Below are 14,599 nucleotides of genomic sequence, written 5' to 3' on the forward strand. Positions count from 1 at the left end.
CCGTGCCGCAGGCGCTGAGGGTCACAGCACCTCGCCGGCATCGGCCGTGAGGGCGACCAGCGCCATGTCGTCGGCGACGGACCCGCCCGTATGTCGCATGACGTCGGCGACCACGAGTTCCAGCAGTTCGGCGGGGCCGGCGAAGGGTGCGCCCCGGAGTGCGGCAACCGTCTCGTAGAAGACCCCGTGGGCATCGCGGGCCTCCGTCAACCCGTCCGTGAAGAGGAGCAGGGTGGCATCCGGAGGGAAGGCGTACTCCTGGGGCCGTGGCGGGGCGGTACCCAGCGACGCCATGCCCAACGGGAGCGCTGCCCGGTCGGGTTCCAGCAGCCGTGTCCCCCGGTCGGGGTCGACGAGAAGCGGTGCGGGGTGGCCGCAGTTGACCAGCCGCACCAGCCCGCCGGCAGCCGGAACCTCCGCGAGGACGGCAGTGGCGAACAGCTCGTCGGCCTCCTCCCCGCCGCGTCTCTCCCGTTCCCGGGTCAGTGCGCTGTCCAACCATTCGGCGACGGTCGCCAACTCGGCCTCCCGCTCGACCGCCTCTCGGAACGCCCCGACCGTCACGGCCACAGCGCCCACGGCTTCGAGCCCTTTCCCGCGCACATCACCGACCACGGCCCGCACTCCGTACGGTGTCGTCTGCACGGCGAAGAAGTCGCCGCCGATCAGGGCGTCCGTCGCAGCCGCCTCGTAGCGTGCCGCGACCCGTAGGCCGTCGAAGCGGCGCGCCGGCATCGGCAGGACCGCGCGCTGCGCGGCTTCGGCGATTTCCCGGGCCGAGGCCAGCTTCACCCCTCCGCGACGAATCACCCCGTTAATCACCAGGGCCAGAGTGGAGACCATGACGAGCGTCAGCTGCTCCGTGTACGACTGGGGCTCGGTCAGCGTGCCGCCCTGGATGTGTTCGGCGGTCACGACGGCAATGGCCGTCAGCGCGGTCAGCAGCGTGCCGGCGAAGGAGGAGAAGGGCGCCGCGACCAGCGGAGCGGCGGCGAGCAGGGGTACGGCCGTGAATTGCCGAGGTGTGAGGAAGGCGTACGCAGCGCCCGCCACGATCAGCAGCACGGGCAGCAGTCGGATCAACCTGGCGAACCCCGTCACATGTCGCTGCCTGCCCTGGGCCGCTGCGGCGCTAACAGGAACGTACGCCATTTGGCCATGCGTCCCACCGGGACTGCGCCACGGGCCACCAGGGCCACGGTCCTCGTCGGGACCGCACACCGCCCGCGTCGGGGGCGGCCTCGCCGGGATCAAGGAGATACACAGCAAGGAAACGTACAGTTGACCTATGAGCGCGCGGCTGGCCCTGCTCGCCACCGTCGAAGAGGACGTCACGGAGAGTGAGGCGCTACAGCTGGCCGTCCAGCATGCGGTTGCGGAGCTTGGCGGCTGGGGCGGAGCCGTGCATCTGCGCGGCCATATGACCGCGCTGCGACTGGTCTCGGCAGCCGGACTAACTCCTTCGCTCACCCGGCTCTGGGACATGGTCGACCCCGACCGTGACACCGCTCCCGCCCGCGCGGTCCGGCTGCGCAGCGCTGTGTGGATGCCGGCCGAACCCGTCGGACCGTGGCCCGAGACCGGCATGGCCGCGGCACCGATCTTCAGTGGGGAACGTGCGGTCGGCGCCCTCACCGTGCTGCTGGGCGACGGCCGCAAGCCGGCTCCGGAGCAGTGGGACTTCCTACGGGGCGTGGCCGCCTGGGCGGAGGAACGGAGGGACGGAGCCCCACCGCCCAAGCGGCCCCCTCCGGCGGAAGGGAACGGCAGTCGGCTACAGGAGGCACTGGGCGAAGTCCGGATCGGTGCGTGGGAATGGGACATCGGAACCCATGAACTGGCGATGGACGAAGCCGCGTTGGCCCTGTTCGGAATCGAGGCGAGGGACGGTCCGGCGCTGGTGGAGCACTGGCTCCGCACCGTCCATCCGGACGATCTTCCGTGGACACTGGCGACGCTGGAGAAGACGATCCGGAATCAGGGTGTCTACGAGGTCGAGTACCGGGCACGGCGCCCCGACGGCTCCTACGGCTGGACGCAGTCACGGGCCAAGGTGGTGCTCGACGGCGAGGGCGAGCCGCTGCGGCTGGTCGGAACGGCGTGGGACAGCACGGAGTCCCGCTCCGCTCGGGACGCGCTGAGCCGCGCCCTCCGGCACATGAGTGACGGGTTCTTCGCGGTGGACGACGACTGGCGGATCGTCTTCGCCAACCGCGAGGCCGAACGCACGCTCGGTTCGTCCGAGCAGGAGTTGGTCGGCAGCGTCCTCTGGGACCTGCCCTCCGTACGCCACACCCCGGAACTGGAAGCGCACTGCCGGGATGCTGCTCGCACCGCCTCGGCGACGGGCTTCGACATCCAGTTCCCCGACACCGGCCACTGGTACCACCTGAGGTTGGTTCCGGGGCCCGACGGCATGACCTGCTACCTCACCGACGTGAGCGAGAAGCGGCAGCGCGACGCCCGGCAGCAGGCGGCCGGAAAGGCAGCGGCCGAGCGTGCCACCAGGATCACGGAACTGACGACGGCTCTGGCCAGGGCCACCACCTCGCGCGATGTGGTGGATGCGGTGGCACGTCGGGTGCTGCCGCCGTTCGGCGCCACCGGACTGATCGTCCAGATCATCGAAAACGACCGGGTGCACACCATCGGTGCGGTCGGGCACAGCCGGGAGTTCCTGGAACGGATGGACGGCCGGCCCGTCTCGCCCGGAGCACCCTTCACGGACCCGGTCCTCCTGGACGCTCCCGTCTTCCTCTCGTCGACGGACGAGCTCGTGGGCCTCTACCCCGATCTGGCCGAGGGCCCCGATCCGGACGGAGAGGCGTGGGCGTACCTGCCGCTGACCGCCTCCGGGCGCACGTTCGGCACCTGTGTGATCAGCTTCGACCACCCGAGACGATTGACCGGCGAGGAGCGCACACTGCTGACGGCGATCAGCGGCTTCGTCGCTCAGGCGCTGGAGCGGGCCCGTCTCTACGACGCCGAGCACATGCGGGCCCGGGAACTCCAGCGCAGCCTGCTTCCCCGTGAGCTTCCCGACCTGCCCGCCTGCACCACCGCTGCACGCTATCTGCCGGCCGGACACGGCATGGAGGTCGGTGGGGACTGGTACGACGTGATTCCGCTATCGGCAGGCAGGGTCGCCCTCGTGATCGGTGATGTGATGGGCCACGGGCTGTCCGAGGCGGCCACCATGGGACGGCTGCGCACCGCCGTGCGGACCCTCGCTGACCTCGAACTGCCGTCCGACGAGATCATGGCCCACCTCAACGACATCGTCGGCGGTCTGGGAGAGGAGTCGTACGCCACCTGCCTGTGCGCCCTGTACGACCCGACCACCCGGCTGTGCTCCATCACCAGCGCAGGCCACCCGCCACCGGCCGTGGTGCATCCCGACGGCACCGTCTCCTTGCTGGGCGGCGCTCCGAACCCGCCACTGGGCGCGGCGGATCCGCCCTTCGAAACGATCGCGCTGACATTGCCCGATGAGAGCCTTCTGGTGCTGTACACCGACGGCTTGGTCGAGTCGGCACAACGCGATATCGACACGGGGATAGCTGCCCTCAGCGAGTTCCTGGAGAACGCCGACACGGGGCAGTTGGAGCGCCTCTGCGATGGTCTGACGGCCGGGCTGTTGCCGCCCGAACAGGGGGCCACCGATGACGATGCTGCGCTGCTCGTCACCCGTCTCCACGCATTCGATGCCGAGCAGATGGCCTCCTGGGACCTCCCCGAGGATCTCCAGGCGGCCGGCGAGGCGCGCGAGCACGTTCGGGAGCAGTTGTCCGCCTGGGATCTGGACGAGCTGATCATGACCACGGAGCTCCTGGCGAGTGAGCTGGTGGGCAATGTCCTGCGCCACGCCAAGGGCGCGCCGCGGCTGCGGATGCTCCACAGCTCCACCTTGGTGTGCGAGGTGTACGACGACAGCCTGACCATGCCGCACATCCGCCGCGCTGCGGACACGGACGAGGGCGGCCGGGGCCTCCAGTTGGTCGCCGCGCTGTCCGGGCGGTGGGGCATCCGCAACACCGGGCACGGAAAGTGCATCTGGACTGAACAGGAGCTGCCCGGATCGGAGGGAAGCTCGCACTTCGTACCCCGTTTCTGATGAGTGGAGCCGCATCGTGGCACCGGCCGGCTTTCTGTCCGGACGAGGGGAGCAGCAGCTGGCTCGCCGATGGCCTGGCGAGACGGGCCCGGAAGGGCAGTCGGGTGCCGAGGGAAGGCGCCTGCCGGAACGCAGAATCGGATGATCAGCCGCAACACCCGGCGTGGTAGATTTTTTCGATGTTCGAAAGTGGCGATACCGCTCGCGCATCCACATCCAGTTCGATGCAGAGTATGCACCGGGCCATGCAGATGCTCGAATACCTCGCCGAGAAGCCGATGCGGGCAACCGAGCTCGCCGAACGCACCTCCTCGAAGTGGGCCACGGCCCATCGCACGCTTGCGTACCTCCGCGATCACGGATTCGTGCGACGGGACGAGGCGACGGGCCTGCACTATGTCGGTCGTCGACTGTTCGCGATCGGGTCGTCGTATCTGAGCGAGCATCCCCTCTTCCACACGGGTGAGCCGCTGATGCGCAACGCCGCCGATCGTGTGGGGGGATTCGTCCAGATCGCCGAGCGTGACGCGTACGCGTCCATTGCGATCGCGAGCGTCGAACCGCGCAATCCGGTGCCCAGCCTCTCCTACGCCAACACCTATCGCCCGTACCCCCTGCACTCCGGTGCTCGGGGATTGGTCCTCCTGGCGTTCGCCCCGGCCGAGTTCAGTGATGCCTACATCGGTCATTTCACCTCCGTGGAGGATGAGACCGCCATCGGCGACGGCGCCGCGCTGCACACCCTGCTGGAGGAGACGCGGGCCTCGGGAGTGGTGGCGACGGACCAGGACATCACAACGGCGACCACGGCGACTGCCGCTCCGGTGCGCAATGCCGAGGGTGTGGTCGTGGCGTCTGCGTCCGTGGTGAACGGGCGCAGGGACGGTCATGACCCCGTGGAGGTCCGGGAGGTCGTGCTGGGTCTGGCCACGTCCCTGTCCCAGCTCCTCGGCTGGCGGGGGAAGGTGGCGCCCCGCTAGGGGGCGCTCCGCCAGGGGATGCTCCGGGCGGCATGACCCTGCGGCGCCTGTTCAGGGAGGACTCGACATGCCGTTCGCGGCGTACGGGCGGTCCTTCCGCCTGTACGCCGCGAACGGTCTGTGCGGGCTGCACGATCAGTGGTCGGTGTCCCTGCGGGGCCAGGGGGCACCCTCGGCGACGAGCCCCTGATGGCGGACCAGGGCGCGAGGCGTGTCGACGGCCGCGGCGGCAGTGGCCCGTCCCTCCCGGCTGTAGACGGCGACCAGCCCGGACTCCCCTGGTGCGCCGGCGACGATGTCCACACTGTCCCCGGGGTGCGGCGCCCCCACCAACTGCATCCGCATGTCGAACTGGTCGGTCCAGAAGGACGGCAGTGCGTCGAGACGGGACACGGGTTCGCCGTCGGCGGCCACCGCACCGGCGACGATGTTCTCCGCAACGACGGTCGCCTGCAGGCTGACGTGGTTCCAGTGCTCCGACCGCATGTGGCGACCGTGCCGGGGGGAGTGCCAGGTGGCCGCGTCCCCGAGGGCCAGGACACCCGCGACGGATGTGCGGCCCGCGTCATCGCAGACCACACCGTGGTCCACTGCGACGCCCGAACCCAACAGCCACTGCGTCTCGGGGACTCCGCCGAACCCGATGACCACCAGATCCGCTTCGAGCACACGACCGTCGGCCAGTCCGACTCCGACGACATGGCCGTCGCCGTCGCCCACCAGTCCCGCCACACCCGTGCCGAGTTCGAGCACGGTGCCTCGGGCCCGGTGCAGTCGGGCGAAGTGGTCCCCGACGACGGGCCCCAGGGCAGTGAACATCGGTACGGGCTGGAGATCGACGACGGTGACATCGCGGCCGAGGGCCCGGGCGCTGGCAGCGACCTCACAGCCGATGAATCCCGCGCCCAGTACCACGACCTTCGTCGCTTTGGGCAGTTCGGCGCGGACCGCGAGTGCGTCCTCCATGGTGCGCAGGACGTGAACGCCGCGCAGATCCGCGGGGAACGGCGGCCGGCGGGCGGAGGAACCGGTGGCGATCACGACCACGTCGGCTGCGACGGACGATCCGTCGTCAACGGTCACGGTCTTCCCGTCGGTTGCGATGTGCAGCCCGGTGGCACGCCGTCCCGTCCGCAGGTCGATCGAGAGGTCGGCGACCTCGTCCTCGGTCATCAGATACAGCGAATCGGGTTCGGCGCGACCGGTGAGCAGGTCCTTGGAGAGTTGGGTGCGGTCGTAGTGTGCGCGGGCCTTCTCCGCACCGACGACCGTCACCCTTCCGCCGTAGCCGAGCCGGCGCAGCTCCTGGGCGAGGGACATTCCGCCGAGGGAGGCGCCGACGATCGTCACATGCTCGGGCGGGGCCATCAGCCGGTCACCTGGAGGGCTCGCGCCGGGCAGGACCGCACCGCACGCTCGGTCTTGGCGCGCAGTTCGTCGCCCGGTTCGTCGTCGAGCACGATGACCCGGTTCTCGTCCTCGTCCAGGTCGAACACGGCGGGCGCCTCCAACATGCAGCTGCCGTATCCGCGGCACTTGTCGAGATGGGCGATCACTTTCATGGCAGTACCTCTGAACTTTCGAATACGCCGGTGCACCGTCGGATGCGCCGGGCCACCGGTGGCGGCGGGGACGGCCTGGTCAGCCCAGGAGATAGCCGCCGTCGATCGGTAGGACGGTGCCGGTGATGTAGCGGGAGCGGTCGTCGGCGAGGAAGACGATCCCATCGGCGACCTCGTCGACCGTGCCGGGTCGCTGCAGGGGAATCGCTCCTTGGACCGGTGATGGTTCGTCGGGAACGTCGGCGGAGCGGGCGTCGGCGCGCAGCGCGGAGGCGCTGGTCTCGAAGAGCCTCGTGGGGATCCAGCCTGGGGCGACCGCGTTGACGCGGACTCCGTGGGCGGCGACTTCGGCGGCCACCTTCTGGGTCAGACCCACCACCGCGTGTTTGGAGGCGATGTATGCGGCGCCACCGCCGCGCGGGACGAGCCCGGCCGACGAGGCCACGGTGATGACACTGCCCCGACGCCGCTCGACCATGGTGGGCAGCGAGGCGCGCAGCACGTTGGCGGTCCCCTGCACATTCACGCGGAGCACCAACTCCCATGTTGATGAGGCGAGTTCGGCGAAGGTCTGGTTCTGGTCGAAGATGCCGGCCGCGTGAACCACCACGTCCAGGGGTCCCATGTCGCGCTCTGCCGTGTGGACCGCGTCGGCGACGGCGGCTTCGTCCGTGACGTCCACGCACTGCGCCATGGCCGTGGCGCCCGAGGACCGGATGCTGCGGGCGGTCTCCTGTGCACCGCGATCGGAGAGGTCCACGGCCACCACCTGGTAGCCGGCGCGGGCGAGTGCGTGCGCGGTTGCCGCTCCGATGCCGCTGGCCGCTCCGGTGACCAGCGCCGTGCGGAGGCCGGCGGAGGTGCTCATGATCCGGCCGGCTTTTTGATGTGCAACAGGTCGAACGTGGTTCCGACGCCGGTGGCGAGAGCACTCGCGTACACCACACGGGCGGCGACGAGGTCCTGGAGCGCGGTCCCGACGGACTTGTAGACCGCGATGTCGGAGGGGTTCTCCCGACGTGCGCCATCGGCTGCGGCCAGCTCCGCGAGCGACCTCAGCTTGCCGCCCAGTGCATCGGCCTCGTCCGCGGCGATCAGGTCTCCAGATTCGCCACGTGCCTGGTCGGGGGCGTCACTGACCACGACGGATGCGCGGGCGATCACGTCCACGTCGAGTTCGCGCAGGGCCGGCATGGTGGAGCCGATGGACAGGACCGTCGCCCCGGGGTTGAGCCATTCGCCCCGCAGGGCCACCCGCCCGGTGCCGATACCGGTGTTCGTCGCCACGACCACCACGGCGGCCGATGCGGCGTCCTCGGGCGCGTCCACCGGGACGACGTCGATGCCGAGCCGTTCGGCCATGCGTTCCGCGAACCGCTTGCGCCGCTCCGCGTTGGGGCTGAACACGGAGACCCTGGTGACATCGGCGGCGGCGCAGACGCCTTCGAGATTGGTCTCGGCCTCCAGACCGGAGCCGATGAGTCCCACCTCGACCGGCCCGCTCGGGCCGAGCAGTCCCGCCGCCACGCCCGTTGCGGCGCCCGTCCGGGCGGCGGTGAGATAGGCACCGTCGAGTTGGGCCAGCAGTTCACCGGATGCCTCGTCGTAGAGGCCGATCAGATACTGGACGCCACCGGCGGCGACCTCGTTGAACACCTTGAAGCCCATCACGCCGGCGCCGCCGACGATCCCCGGCATGAGGCGGAAGAATCCCGGTTGTGCGGACAGGTTGGTGCGGTCGGGGAGTTGCACACCGCCTCGGGCCTCGACCCGGTATCCGTCCCGCAACGCATCCACGAGCTGATCCATGCGGAAGCAGGCGCGGACCTGGTCGTCCGTCAGAAGAAGCATGTTCGTCAACTTTCTCGATCGCGGCGGTGCCGCGGTGGGGGTCACAGGGGTGATGGGCCGGATTCGGGTCCGAAGGGTTGGTCGAGGAACCGGGAGAACACTTCGGGGGTCTGCCAGCTGATGCTTTCGAGGGCGAGTGGGTCGAGGCGGATGCGGTGCCCGAGCCGTAGTGAACGGATCTCGACGCGGTGTCCGTTCGGGGTTCTGACCTTGCTGATCCGTACGGCCGTGAACTCGTTGATCACGGTGAACTCCGATTCGACGACGTTGTCTTCGGCGCCCTCGCCGACGGTCGCCCCGGTGATGGAGGCGTCGGCGCGCGGGGCGTCGTCCGGCACTCAGATCACCATCCGCAGATGGGGCAGCCGAATGGTGCTCTCGTCGAAGGCGGTGGTGCGCTGCACCAGGCCCCACCCGTCGGGACGGCGCCTCACCAGATCGCGTCGTCCGGCGGGGGCGATGACCGCGGGGTGCGATTGGTGGACGACACTGATCAGCACATTGCTCTCGACGACGTACTCGCCGTCCCGCTCACCGGGTTGCGCGACCACGTTGGTGACGAACCGACGAATGCGGTGCAGTGGCACCTCGCCCCAGGCGAAGTCGATGTGATCGGGTTCGAAGCGGCGCGCCCACAGCGAGGCCAGTGAGTCACGCGACTCGTCGACCAGATAGGCGCCGGGGAAGTTCGGCTCCAGCGAGGGATCGTCGCGCGTGACGGTGACGGGGACGCGGTAGACGAACTCGTCCTCCAGGAGAGGCAGCCAGTTCGGGTAGTCGTAGGCGTCGAGCAGTCGCGCTTCGACGTCGTAGAAGTGGCGCAGCGAACCCGAGGTCTCGGCGTCCACGGCCCGGAACCGCGGAACGCGGTCGGTAGGCGTGTTCATCGGGTCTTCCTCCGCCCCGCTCCGGTGGAGACGAACGATTCGTCGTTCATCAGCTCGGCCCAGCGGCGGTAGAGCTCGCGCTGGTTCGTCTCGGAGTGGTCGATGTCGTAGACGTCCCCGGGCCAGTCCTTCTCCTCGTCCTTCGCCGCGGACAGGCCGCCTTCGTAGACGAAGTCGGTGGCGCGGGCGATGGAACCGCGGCTCATGTCCGCGACGCTCGTCCAGTTCTGTAGGTCGTCGGTGTCGAAGATGCCGGCCAGGCCGACCATCCGCAGATTGGCCCGGAGCGAGTGTGCGCGCTGCTCGTCGTCATACCACTTCGGTACGAGCGACCAGAGCATGAGCTCGCTGTGCATGCTGTCGATCGGGTGCCACACGCGGAACTGGACGTAGGACACGGCGGGTGTGTCGTCACCGGAGTCGAGCGAGGCCGCATCGATGAAGGACAGGTTCGGGAAGATGTTCCCGTGGAAGACCGACAGTCGTGACATCAGGTCGATCTGGGCGGGTTCAAGTCCCTGTGCCATCTCCTGCCACTTGTCGGAGGGGTATCCGAAGAACATCGGCTCGGTGCCCGGCAGGTCGTAGTGCTGCACGCGGAACGCGTGGCCGTTGCCGGCGACGACGCACCGGCCCCGCATGTCGGCCATCGAGACGCCCTCCAGTTGGGGGAAGGCGTCGGTGTTGAGGTAGGTGCCCAGTTCGATCGGGCTCTGGTGGGTGGTCGCGAGGTGGTATCCGTCTCCGGCGAAGTTCTCCGAACCGAGTTTCCAGTTGGTGCGGACCCGGGCGCGGGCCGGGGGGCCGACCGCCACCAGGTCACCGGCCTTGTCGAGGACTCCCTTGAGGTACCACGCGGCCGGACCCAACTCCTCCATGAGGGGTGGTGCTTCGGGGTTCCAACTCGCGAACACGAGCCCGTGGAAGCTCTCCACATGGGGTACGCGCACCAGGCCGAAGGCCGACTTGTCGAACCCGGGGTCGAAGACCTGTTTGCGTTCCGGCACTCCCTTGAGGTCGCCGGAGTTGGAGAAGGTCCAGCCGTGGTAGCTGCATCGGAAGTGTGATGAGTTGCCGAGGTCGGCACGGCAGAGTTGGGTTCCTCGGTGTGTGCACGAGTTGAGGAAGGCTCGGATCTCCCCGCTCTCGTCGCGGGTCACGATGACGTCCTCGCCGCCCAGGTTCCGTGTGACGTAGTCACCGGGTTCGGAGATCTCGCTCTCATGTGCCACGAAGAGCCAACACCGCCGGAAGATGCGCTCCATCTCCAGCTGGAACTCCTCGTCACCCCAGTACGACTGCCGGCTCACACGGGTGTCGGTTGTTTCTGCCCTGATCATCTGCAGACTCCTGTCGTCCAGCGCAGCGTAGGCATTATTCACATAGTGGATACCTCATCCACTTAGTGGGTGCGGTGAAGCTACAACTGCGAATGCCGGGTGTCAACGCCTGGAGATGCAGAGGAAAGGCCCCGGTTTGCCCCGCAGGCCCTCCGGACCCCAGAGCCGTCGAAGGCGCGACCTTGGGCCACCCACACACGAACCCGAAGAGGCGACGACGACCCATTGACCCGCTCCGGCCCGATTGCTAGCCTCCGCAAACATCCACCAAGTGGTCATCACATCCACTATCTGGATAGCCAGGCGCCTCCAGCTGTGCGCCACCCCCATCGAACGGAGCATCCGTCCATGAGTTACTCGCGTCTCGAAGCCCGTGAGTGGGCCAAGCAGAACATGACGGGCATCTGCGGCTGCCTGATGCCGACCTTCACCAGCGATCTGACCAAGATCAACGAACGAGCGATCCGGCACGACGTCGACATGGAAAAGAAGATGGGCATGTCCAGCACGCTCATCGTGGCGGAGTGCGGCACCACCTTCGAGGAACTCATCCGGACCACCGAGATCGCGATCGACGAGGCCGGGGACGACCTACAGACCGTCGTCCATGCCGCCCTGCCCACCCTGGAGGACAACATCCGGCTGATCCAGGAGTCGGAGAAGCGGGGTGCGACCTACGTCCTCCTGTCGTACCCGCTGACCTTCTACCCGGCGACCGAACAGGAGGTCTTCGACTACACGAAGGCCGTGGCCGACAGCACGAACCTCGGCATCATCATCTTCGCCATGCACCTGTGGAACTTCCGCCGGCTGCACCCGAGCCACTTCTCACCGCAGTTGATCGGTCGGATGATCGACGAGATCCCGAACGTGGTCGCCGTGAAGAGCGAGGTCGGCGGACCCGGAGTGGGCGGCATCGCCGAGATCTTCCACAAGTACCGCGACCAGGTCATCGTCATGGACCCGATCGAGTCCAACTCCCCCGCGTGGCACTCGATGTACGGGATGCAGTGGATGGGCACGTCGAACTACGAGGCGTACGGGCCGTGGGTCGCGCGGTACTTCCAGCTGATGCGGGACGGGAAGTTCGACGAAGCGATGGAGATCTACTGGAAGATCCACCCGGTGCGCGAAGCGGACTCCGCCGCCGTCGGACAGGCGGTGGCCGGGACCGCCATGGTCCACCGCTATCTGTGGAAGTACCAGGGGTGGCTCAACGGCTTCAACGGTGGCCCCATGCGTGCACCGCTGTCACGCATCAACGACGGGCAGATGGCGCAGCTCCGCGCCGCGGCCGTGGCCGCCGGACTCGACGTCACGGACACCCCGGACAGCGAGTTCTTCGCCGGCCGCAACCCGGCCTGACTCCGCTCCCCCGTCTTTCGCAGCGAAGGATCCCCGATGACGACGCACCTCCCCTCGCCGTACTCCGATCTCATCATCGGCGCGGCGCCCCCGAATCGCCGACGCGGCACGATCGACGTGTTCGACCCCTCCTCCGGAAAGCTGCTGAGCAGCGTCCCCGACGCCACCGTCGGTGACGGGCTGGCCGCGGTCGACGCCGCGGCGGAGGCATTTGGTGCCTGGCGGGCGACCAGTCCGCGCAGCAGGGCCGAGATCCTGCGGCGCTGCTGGGAGTTGATGACCGAACGCCAGGAGGAGATAGCCGAGCTCATCGCGTTGGAGAACGGCAAGACCCGCACCGACGCCCTGGGCGAGGCCGCCTATGCGGCGGAGTTCTTCCGCTGGTACTCCGAGGAGGCAGTACGGGCGGTGGGCCAGCTCGGGACATCGCCGAGCGGGGCCAACCGGATCATGGTGTCCTACGAACCCATCGGCGTGGCCGTCCTGGTCACCCCGTGGAACTTCCCCGCGGCGATGGCCACCCGCAAGATCGCGCCGGCCCTGGCAGCCGGCTGCCCGGTGGTGCTGAAGCCCGCCTCGGAAACCCCGCTCACCAGCTATCTGATCGCACGGATCTGCTCGGAAGCAGGTGTGCCGGACGGTGTGATCAACGTCGTCACCACGAGCCGTTCCGGTGAGGTGGTGCGCGCGATGCTCCACGATCCGCGCGTCCGGGCCCTGTCGTTCACGGGCTCCACCGAGGTGGGGCGCGCCCTGCTGCACGAAGCCGCCGACACGGTACTCAAGTCCAGCATGGAGCTGGGGGGGAATGCGCCCTTCATCGTGCTCGACGACGCCGAGCCGGATGAGGTCGTCGACGGTCTGATGATCGCGAAGATGCGCAACGGGGGGCAGGCGTGCACCGCGGCCAACCGCATCTACGTACATCGCTCGCTGGTGGAGAAGGTCTCCCACCTGTTGGCCGAGCGGTTCGCCGACCTGGTCATGGGCCCGGGGACCGATCCCGCGACCGGGTGCGGGCCGCTGATCAACGGCCGTGCCGTCGACAAGGTCGCCGCGCTGGTGGAATCGGCGGTGGCCGCAGGCGCGCGGGTCCTCACCGGCGGCGAACGGCCCGTGCGCGAGGGGTCGTTCTACGCGCCGACCGTGCTGGTCGACGTTCCGCCGCAGGCGGACATCGTCCGTGAGGAGGTCTTCGGCCCGGTCGCGAGCATCGTCGCCTTCGACTCCGATGACGAGGTCGTCCGGGCCGCGAATGACACCCATCTCGGGCTGGCGGCCTACGTCTACACCGCCGATCTGCGCCGCGGACTGCGGATGGCCGGCGAACTCGAAGCCGGCATGGTCGCCGTCAACCGTGGGTTGCTGTCCGACCCCGCAGCGCCGTTCGGCGGGGTCAAGGAGAGCGGTCTCGGCCGTGAAGGCGGTTTCGAAGGAATGCTCGAGTTCATGGAGTCCAAGTACGTCGCCACCTCCTGGTGACCTCCCGTCGCCGTTCCAGGCGCCCACCGCCCGACTTCTGGGCGAGAAAGCGAGAACCACATGTCCATTCCCGTCCCCCATCCGATCACCGGTGTGCGATCGGTCTCGATAGCGGTCGAAGACCTGCCGGTCGCCCGGGGCTTCTACCGCGACCTCTGGCAACTGGACCTGGTCACGGAGGAACAGGGCAGGAGCTACTTCGGTTCCGGATGTCCCAGTAACTACATCGTCAAGCTGCGCCAGAACGACGTCGCGGGCATCGAACTCACCACGTTCGACGTCCGGGACCGAGCCGGGGTGGACCAACTCTTCGAGCGGGTCGCCCTCAGTGGTACGAAGGTCATCCGCGAGCCCGGTGATCGCGCCGACTTCGGCGGTGGCTACTCCTGCGCCTTCTTCGACTGCGACGGCAGGGCCATCGAACTCGCGACCGAGGTCGAGGACCGCGCCCACCGCCCGATCGAGCGCGGTGAGTCGAGGCCGAAGTTCATCAGCCACGTCGTCTTCAACACCACCGATGTGAACCGGGCGGTCGCCTGGTACGGCGAGGTGTTGGGCTTCAAGATCTCGGACTGGCTCCAGGACTTCTTCTGCTTCCTGCGCACCGGGAGCTGGCACCACATCCTGGCGTTCGCGAACTCGAAACACACGAGCCTGAACCATGTGTCCTTCGAGCTCAACGGGATCGACGAGTTCATGCGCGGGACCGGACGGCTGATGCGTGCCGGTGTGCAGCCGCTGTGGGGTCCGGGGCGGCACGGCGCGGGTGACAACACCTACTCGTACTTCCAGGAGCCGTCGAGCGGTTTCGTCATGGAGTACACGACGGAGTTGATCCAGATCGACGAAGAGCACGGCTGGACGCCCAAGGTGTGGGGCACGACCCCCGAGGAGCAGGACCAGTGGGGGACGGCCAACGCCTTCGACGAGTTGGTGCTCGCGAAGATGTCGCCGACCAACGACCCCGTCCTGTGGACCCCGCCGCGCGTCTGACGGCGCGTCCCCCTGCCTCGCTCGG

General features: G+C 68.4%; 13 protein-coding genes. 5 read left to right on the top strand and 8 right to left on the bottom strand.

What is annotated here, in order from left to right:
• Positions 1–21: 21 nt before the first annotated feature.
• Positions 22–1,152, bottom strand: coding sequence for a PP2C family protein-serine/threonine phosphatase (locus ABZ348_RS00835; RefSeq protein ID WP_358927905.1), 1,131 nt, complete (start codon positions 1,150–1,152; stop codon positions 22–24).
• A 136-nt stretch (positions 1,153–1,288) separates the two neighbouring features.
• Between ABZ348_RS00835 and ABZ348_RS00840 the strand changes: the two genes are divergently transcribed.
• Both ABZ348_RS00840 and ABZ348_RS00845 read left to right on the top strand, forming a co-directional pair.
• Positions 1,289–4,114, top strand: coding sequence for a SpoIIE family protein phosphatase (locus tag ABZ348_RS00840; RefSeq protein ID WP_358927907.1), 2,826 nt, complete (start codon positions 1,289–1,291; stop codon positions 4,112–4,114).
• 245 nt (positions 4,115–4,359) lie between these two features.
• Entirely contained in the window at positions 4,360–5,094 is a 735-nt protein-coding gene (locus ABZ348_RS00845; protein WP_358927909.1) for an IclR family transcriptional regulator C-terminal domain-containing protein, read from the top strand.
• Positions 5,095–5,229: 135 nt separating this feature from the next.
• Here the strand turns inward: ABZ348_RS00845 and ABZ348_RS00850 are convergent, their stop codons facing one another.
• From ABZ348_RS00850 to ABZ348_RS00880, 7 genes are all read right to left on the bottom strand, one after another.
• Positions 5,230–6,462, bottom strand: a complete 1,233-nt coding sequence (locus ABZ348_RS00850; RefSeq protein ID WP_358927911.1) for an FAD/NAD(P)-binding oxidoreductase — start codon at positions 6,460–6,462, stop codon at positions 5,230–5,232.
• Entirely contained in the window at positions 6,462–6,656 is a 195-nt protein-coding gene (locus tag ABZ348_RS00855) for a ferredoxin (protein WP_358927913.1), read from the bottom strand. Before ABZ348_RS00855 ends, ABZ348_RS00850 begins: the two co-directional genes overlap by 1 nt.
• A gap of 79 nt (positions 6,657–6,735) precedes the next feature.
• Entirely contained in the window at positions 6,736–7,524 is a 789-nt protein-coding gene (locus ABZ348_RS00860; RefSeq protein WP_358927914.1) for an SDR family NAD(P)-dependent oxidoreductase, read from the bottom strand.
• Complete coding sequence (locus tag ABZ348_RS00865) at positions 7,521–8,507, bottom strand: ornithine cyclodeaminase family protein (protein WP_358927916.1); 987 nt, start codon at positions 8,505–8,507, stop codon at positions 7,521–7,523. Before ABZ348_RS00865 ends, ABZ348_RS00860 begins: the two co-directional genes overlap by 4 nt.
• Before the next feature lie 41 nt (positions 8,508–8,548).
• Positions 8,549–8,845 (bottom strand): hypothetical protein, encoded by a 297-nt coding sequence (locus ABZ348_RS00870; RefSeq protein WP_358927918.1) that lies wholly within the window; start codon positions 8,843–8,845, stop codon positions 8,549–8,551.
• The gene (locus ABZ348_RS00875; RefSeq protein ID WP_358927920.1) at positions 8,846–9,394 is read right to left on the bottom strand and encodes an aromatic-ring-hydroxylating dioxygenase subunit beta; all 549 of its coding nucleotides are present in this window, start codon (positions 9,392–9,394) and stop codon (positions 8,846–8,848) included.
• Complete coding sequence (locus ABZ348_RS00880) at positions 9,391–10,734, bottom strand: Rieske 2Fe-2S domain-containing protein (protein WP_358927922.1); 1,344 nt, start codon at positions 10,732–10,734, stop codon at positions 9,391–9,393. The genes ABZ348_RS00875 and ABZ348_RS00880 overlap by 4 nt, the downstream gene beginning before the upstream one ends.
• A 348-nt stretch (positions 10,735–11,082) precedes the next feature.
• Here ABZ348_RS00880 and ABZ348_RS00885 point away from each other — a divergent pair, with 348 nt between their 5' ends.
• From ABZ348_RS00885 to ABZ348_RS00895, 3 genes are read left to right on the top strand one after another with little or no spacing between them, the layout of a single operon-like run.
• Positions 11,083–12,099, top strand: a complete 1,017-nt coding sequence (locus ABZ348_RS00885) for a dihydrodipicolinate synthase family protein (protein ID WP_358927923.1) — start codon at positions 11,083–11,085, stop codon at positions 12,097–12,099.
• 36 nt (positions 12,100–12,135) lie between these two features.
• Positions 12,136–13,581, top strand: coding sequence for an NAD-dependent succinate-semialdehyde dehydrogenase (locus ABZ348_RS00890; protein WP_358927925.1), 1,446 nt, complete (start codon positions 12,136–12,138; stop codon positions 13,579–13,581).
• A 60-nt stretch (positions 13,582–13,641) separates the two neighbouring features.
• Complete coding sequence (locus tag ABZ348_RS00895) at positions 13,642–14,574, top strand: VOC family protein (RefSeq protein WP_358927927.1); 933 nt, start codon at positions 13,642–13,644, stop codon at positions 14,572–14,574.
• Positions 14,575–14,599: the final 25 nt, after the last annotated feature.

Origin of the sequence: Streptomyces sp. NPDC005963 (genome assembly GCF_040638655.1) — a bacterium.
GTDB lineage: Bacteria > Actinomycetota > Actinomycetes > Streptomycetales > Streptomycetaceae > Streptomyces.

What these genes read in the sequence shown, in the direction of transcription:
- ABZ348_RS00895 (WP_358927927.1), top strand. Translation starts at nt 13,642, where the DNA reads ATGTCCATTCCCGTCCCCCATCCGATCACCGGTGTGCGATCGGTCTCG.
- ABZ348_RS00840 (WP_358927907.1), top strand. Translation starts at nt 1,289, where the DNA reads ATGAGCGCGCGGCTGGCCCTGCTCGCCACCGTCGAAGAGGACGTCACG.
- ABZ348_RS00835 (WP_358927905.1), bottom strand. Translation starts at nt 1,152, where the DNA reads ATGGCGTACGTTCCTGTTAGCGCCGCAGCGGCCCAGGGCAGGCAGCGA.
- ABZ348_RS00875 (WP_358927920.1), bottom strand. Translation starts at nt 9,394, where the DNA reads ATGAACACGCCTACCGACCGCGTTCCGCGGTTCCGGGCCGTGGACGCC.
- ABZ348_RS00845 (WP_358927909.1), top strand. Translation starts at nt 4,360, where the DNA reads ATGCAGATGCTCGAATACCTCGCCGAGAAGCCGATGCGGGCAACCGAG.
- ABZ348_RS00890 (WP_358927925.1), top strand. Translation starts at nt 12,136, where the DNA reads ATGACGACGCACCTCCCCTCGCCGTACTCCGATCTCATCATCGGCGCG.
- ABZ348_RS00860 (WP_358927914.1), bottom strand. Translation starts at nt 7,524, where the DNA reads ATGAGCACCTCCGCCGGCCTCCGCACGGCGCTGGTCACCGGAGCGGCC.
- ABZ348_RS00855 (WP_358927913.1), bottom strand. Translation starts at nt 6,656, where the DNA reads ATGAAAGTGATCGCCCATCTCGACAAGTGCCGCGGATACGGCAGCTGC.
- ABZ348_RS00880 (WP_358927922.1), bottom strand. Translation starts at nt 10,734, where the DNA reads ATGATCAGGGCAGAAACAACCGACACCCGTGTGAGCCGGCAGTCGTAC.
- ABZ348_RS00885 (WP_358927923.1), top strand. Translation starts at nt 11,083, where the DNA reads ATGAGTTACTCGCGTCTCGAAGCCCGTGAGTGGGCCAAGCAGAACATG.
- ABZ348_RS00865 (WP_358927916.1), bottom strand. Translation starts at nt 8,507, where the DNA reads ATGCTTCTTCTGACGGACGACCAGGTCCGCGCCTGCTTCCGCATGGAT.
- ABZ348_RS00850 (WP_358927911.1), bottom strand. Translation starts at nt 6,462, where the DNA reads ATGGCCCCGCCCGAGCATGTGACGATCGTCGGCGCCTCCCTCGGCGGA.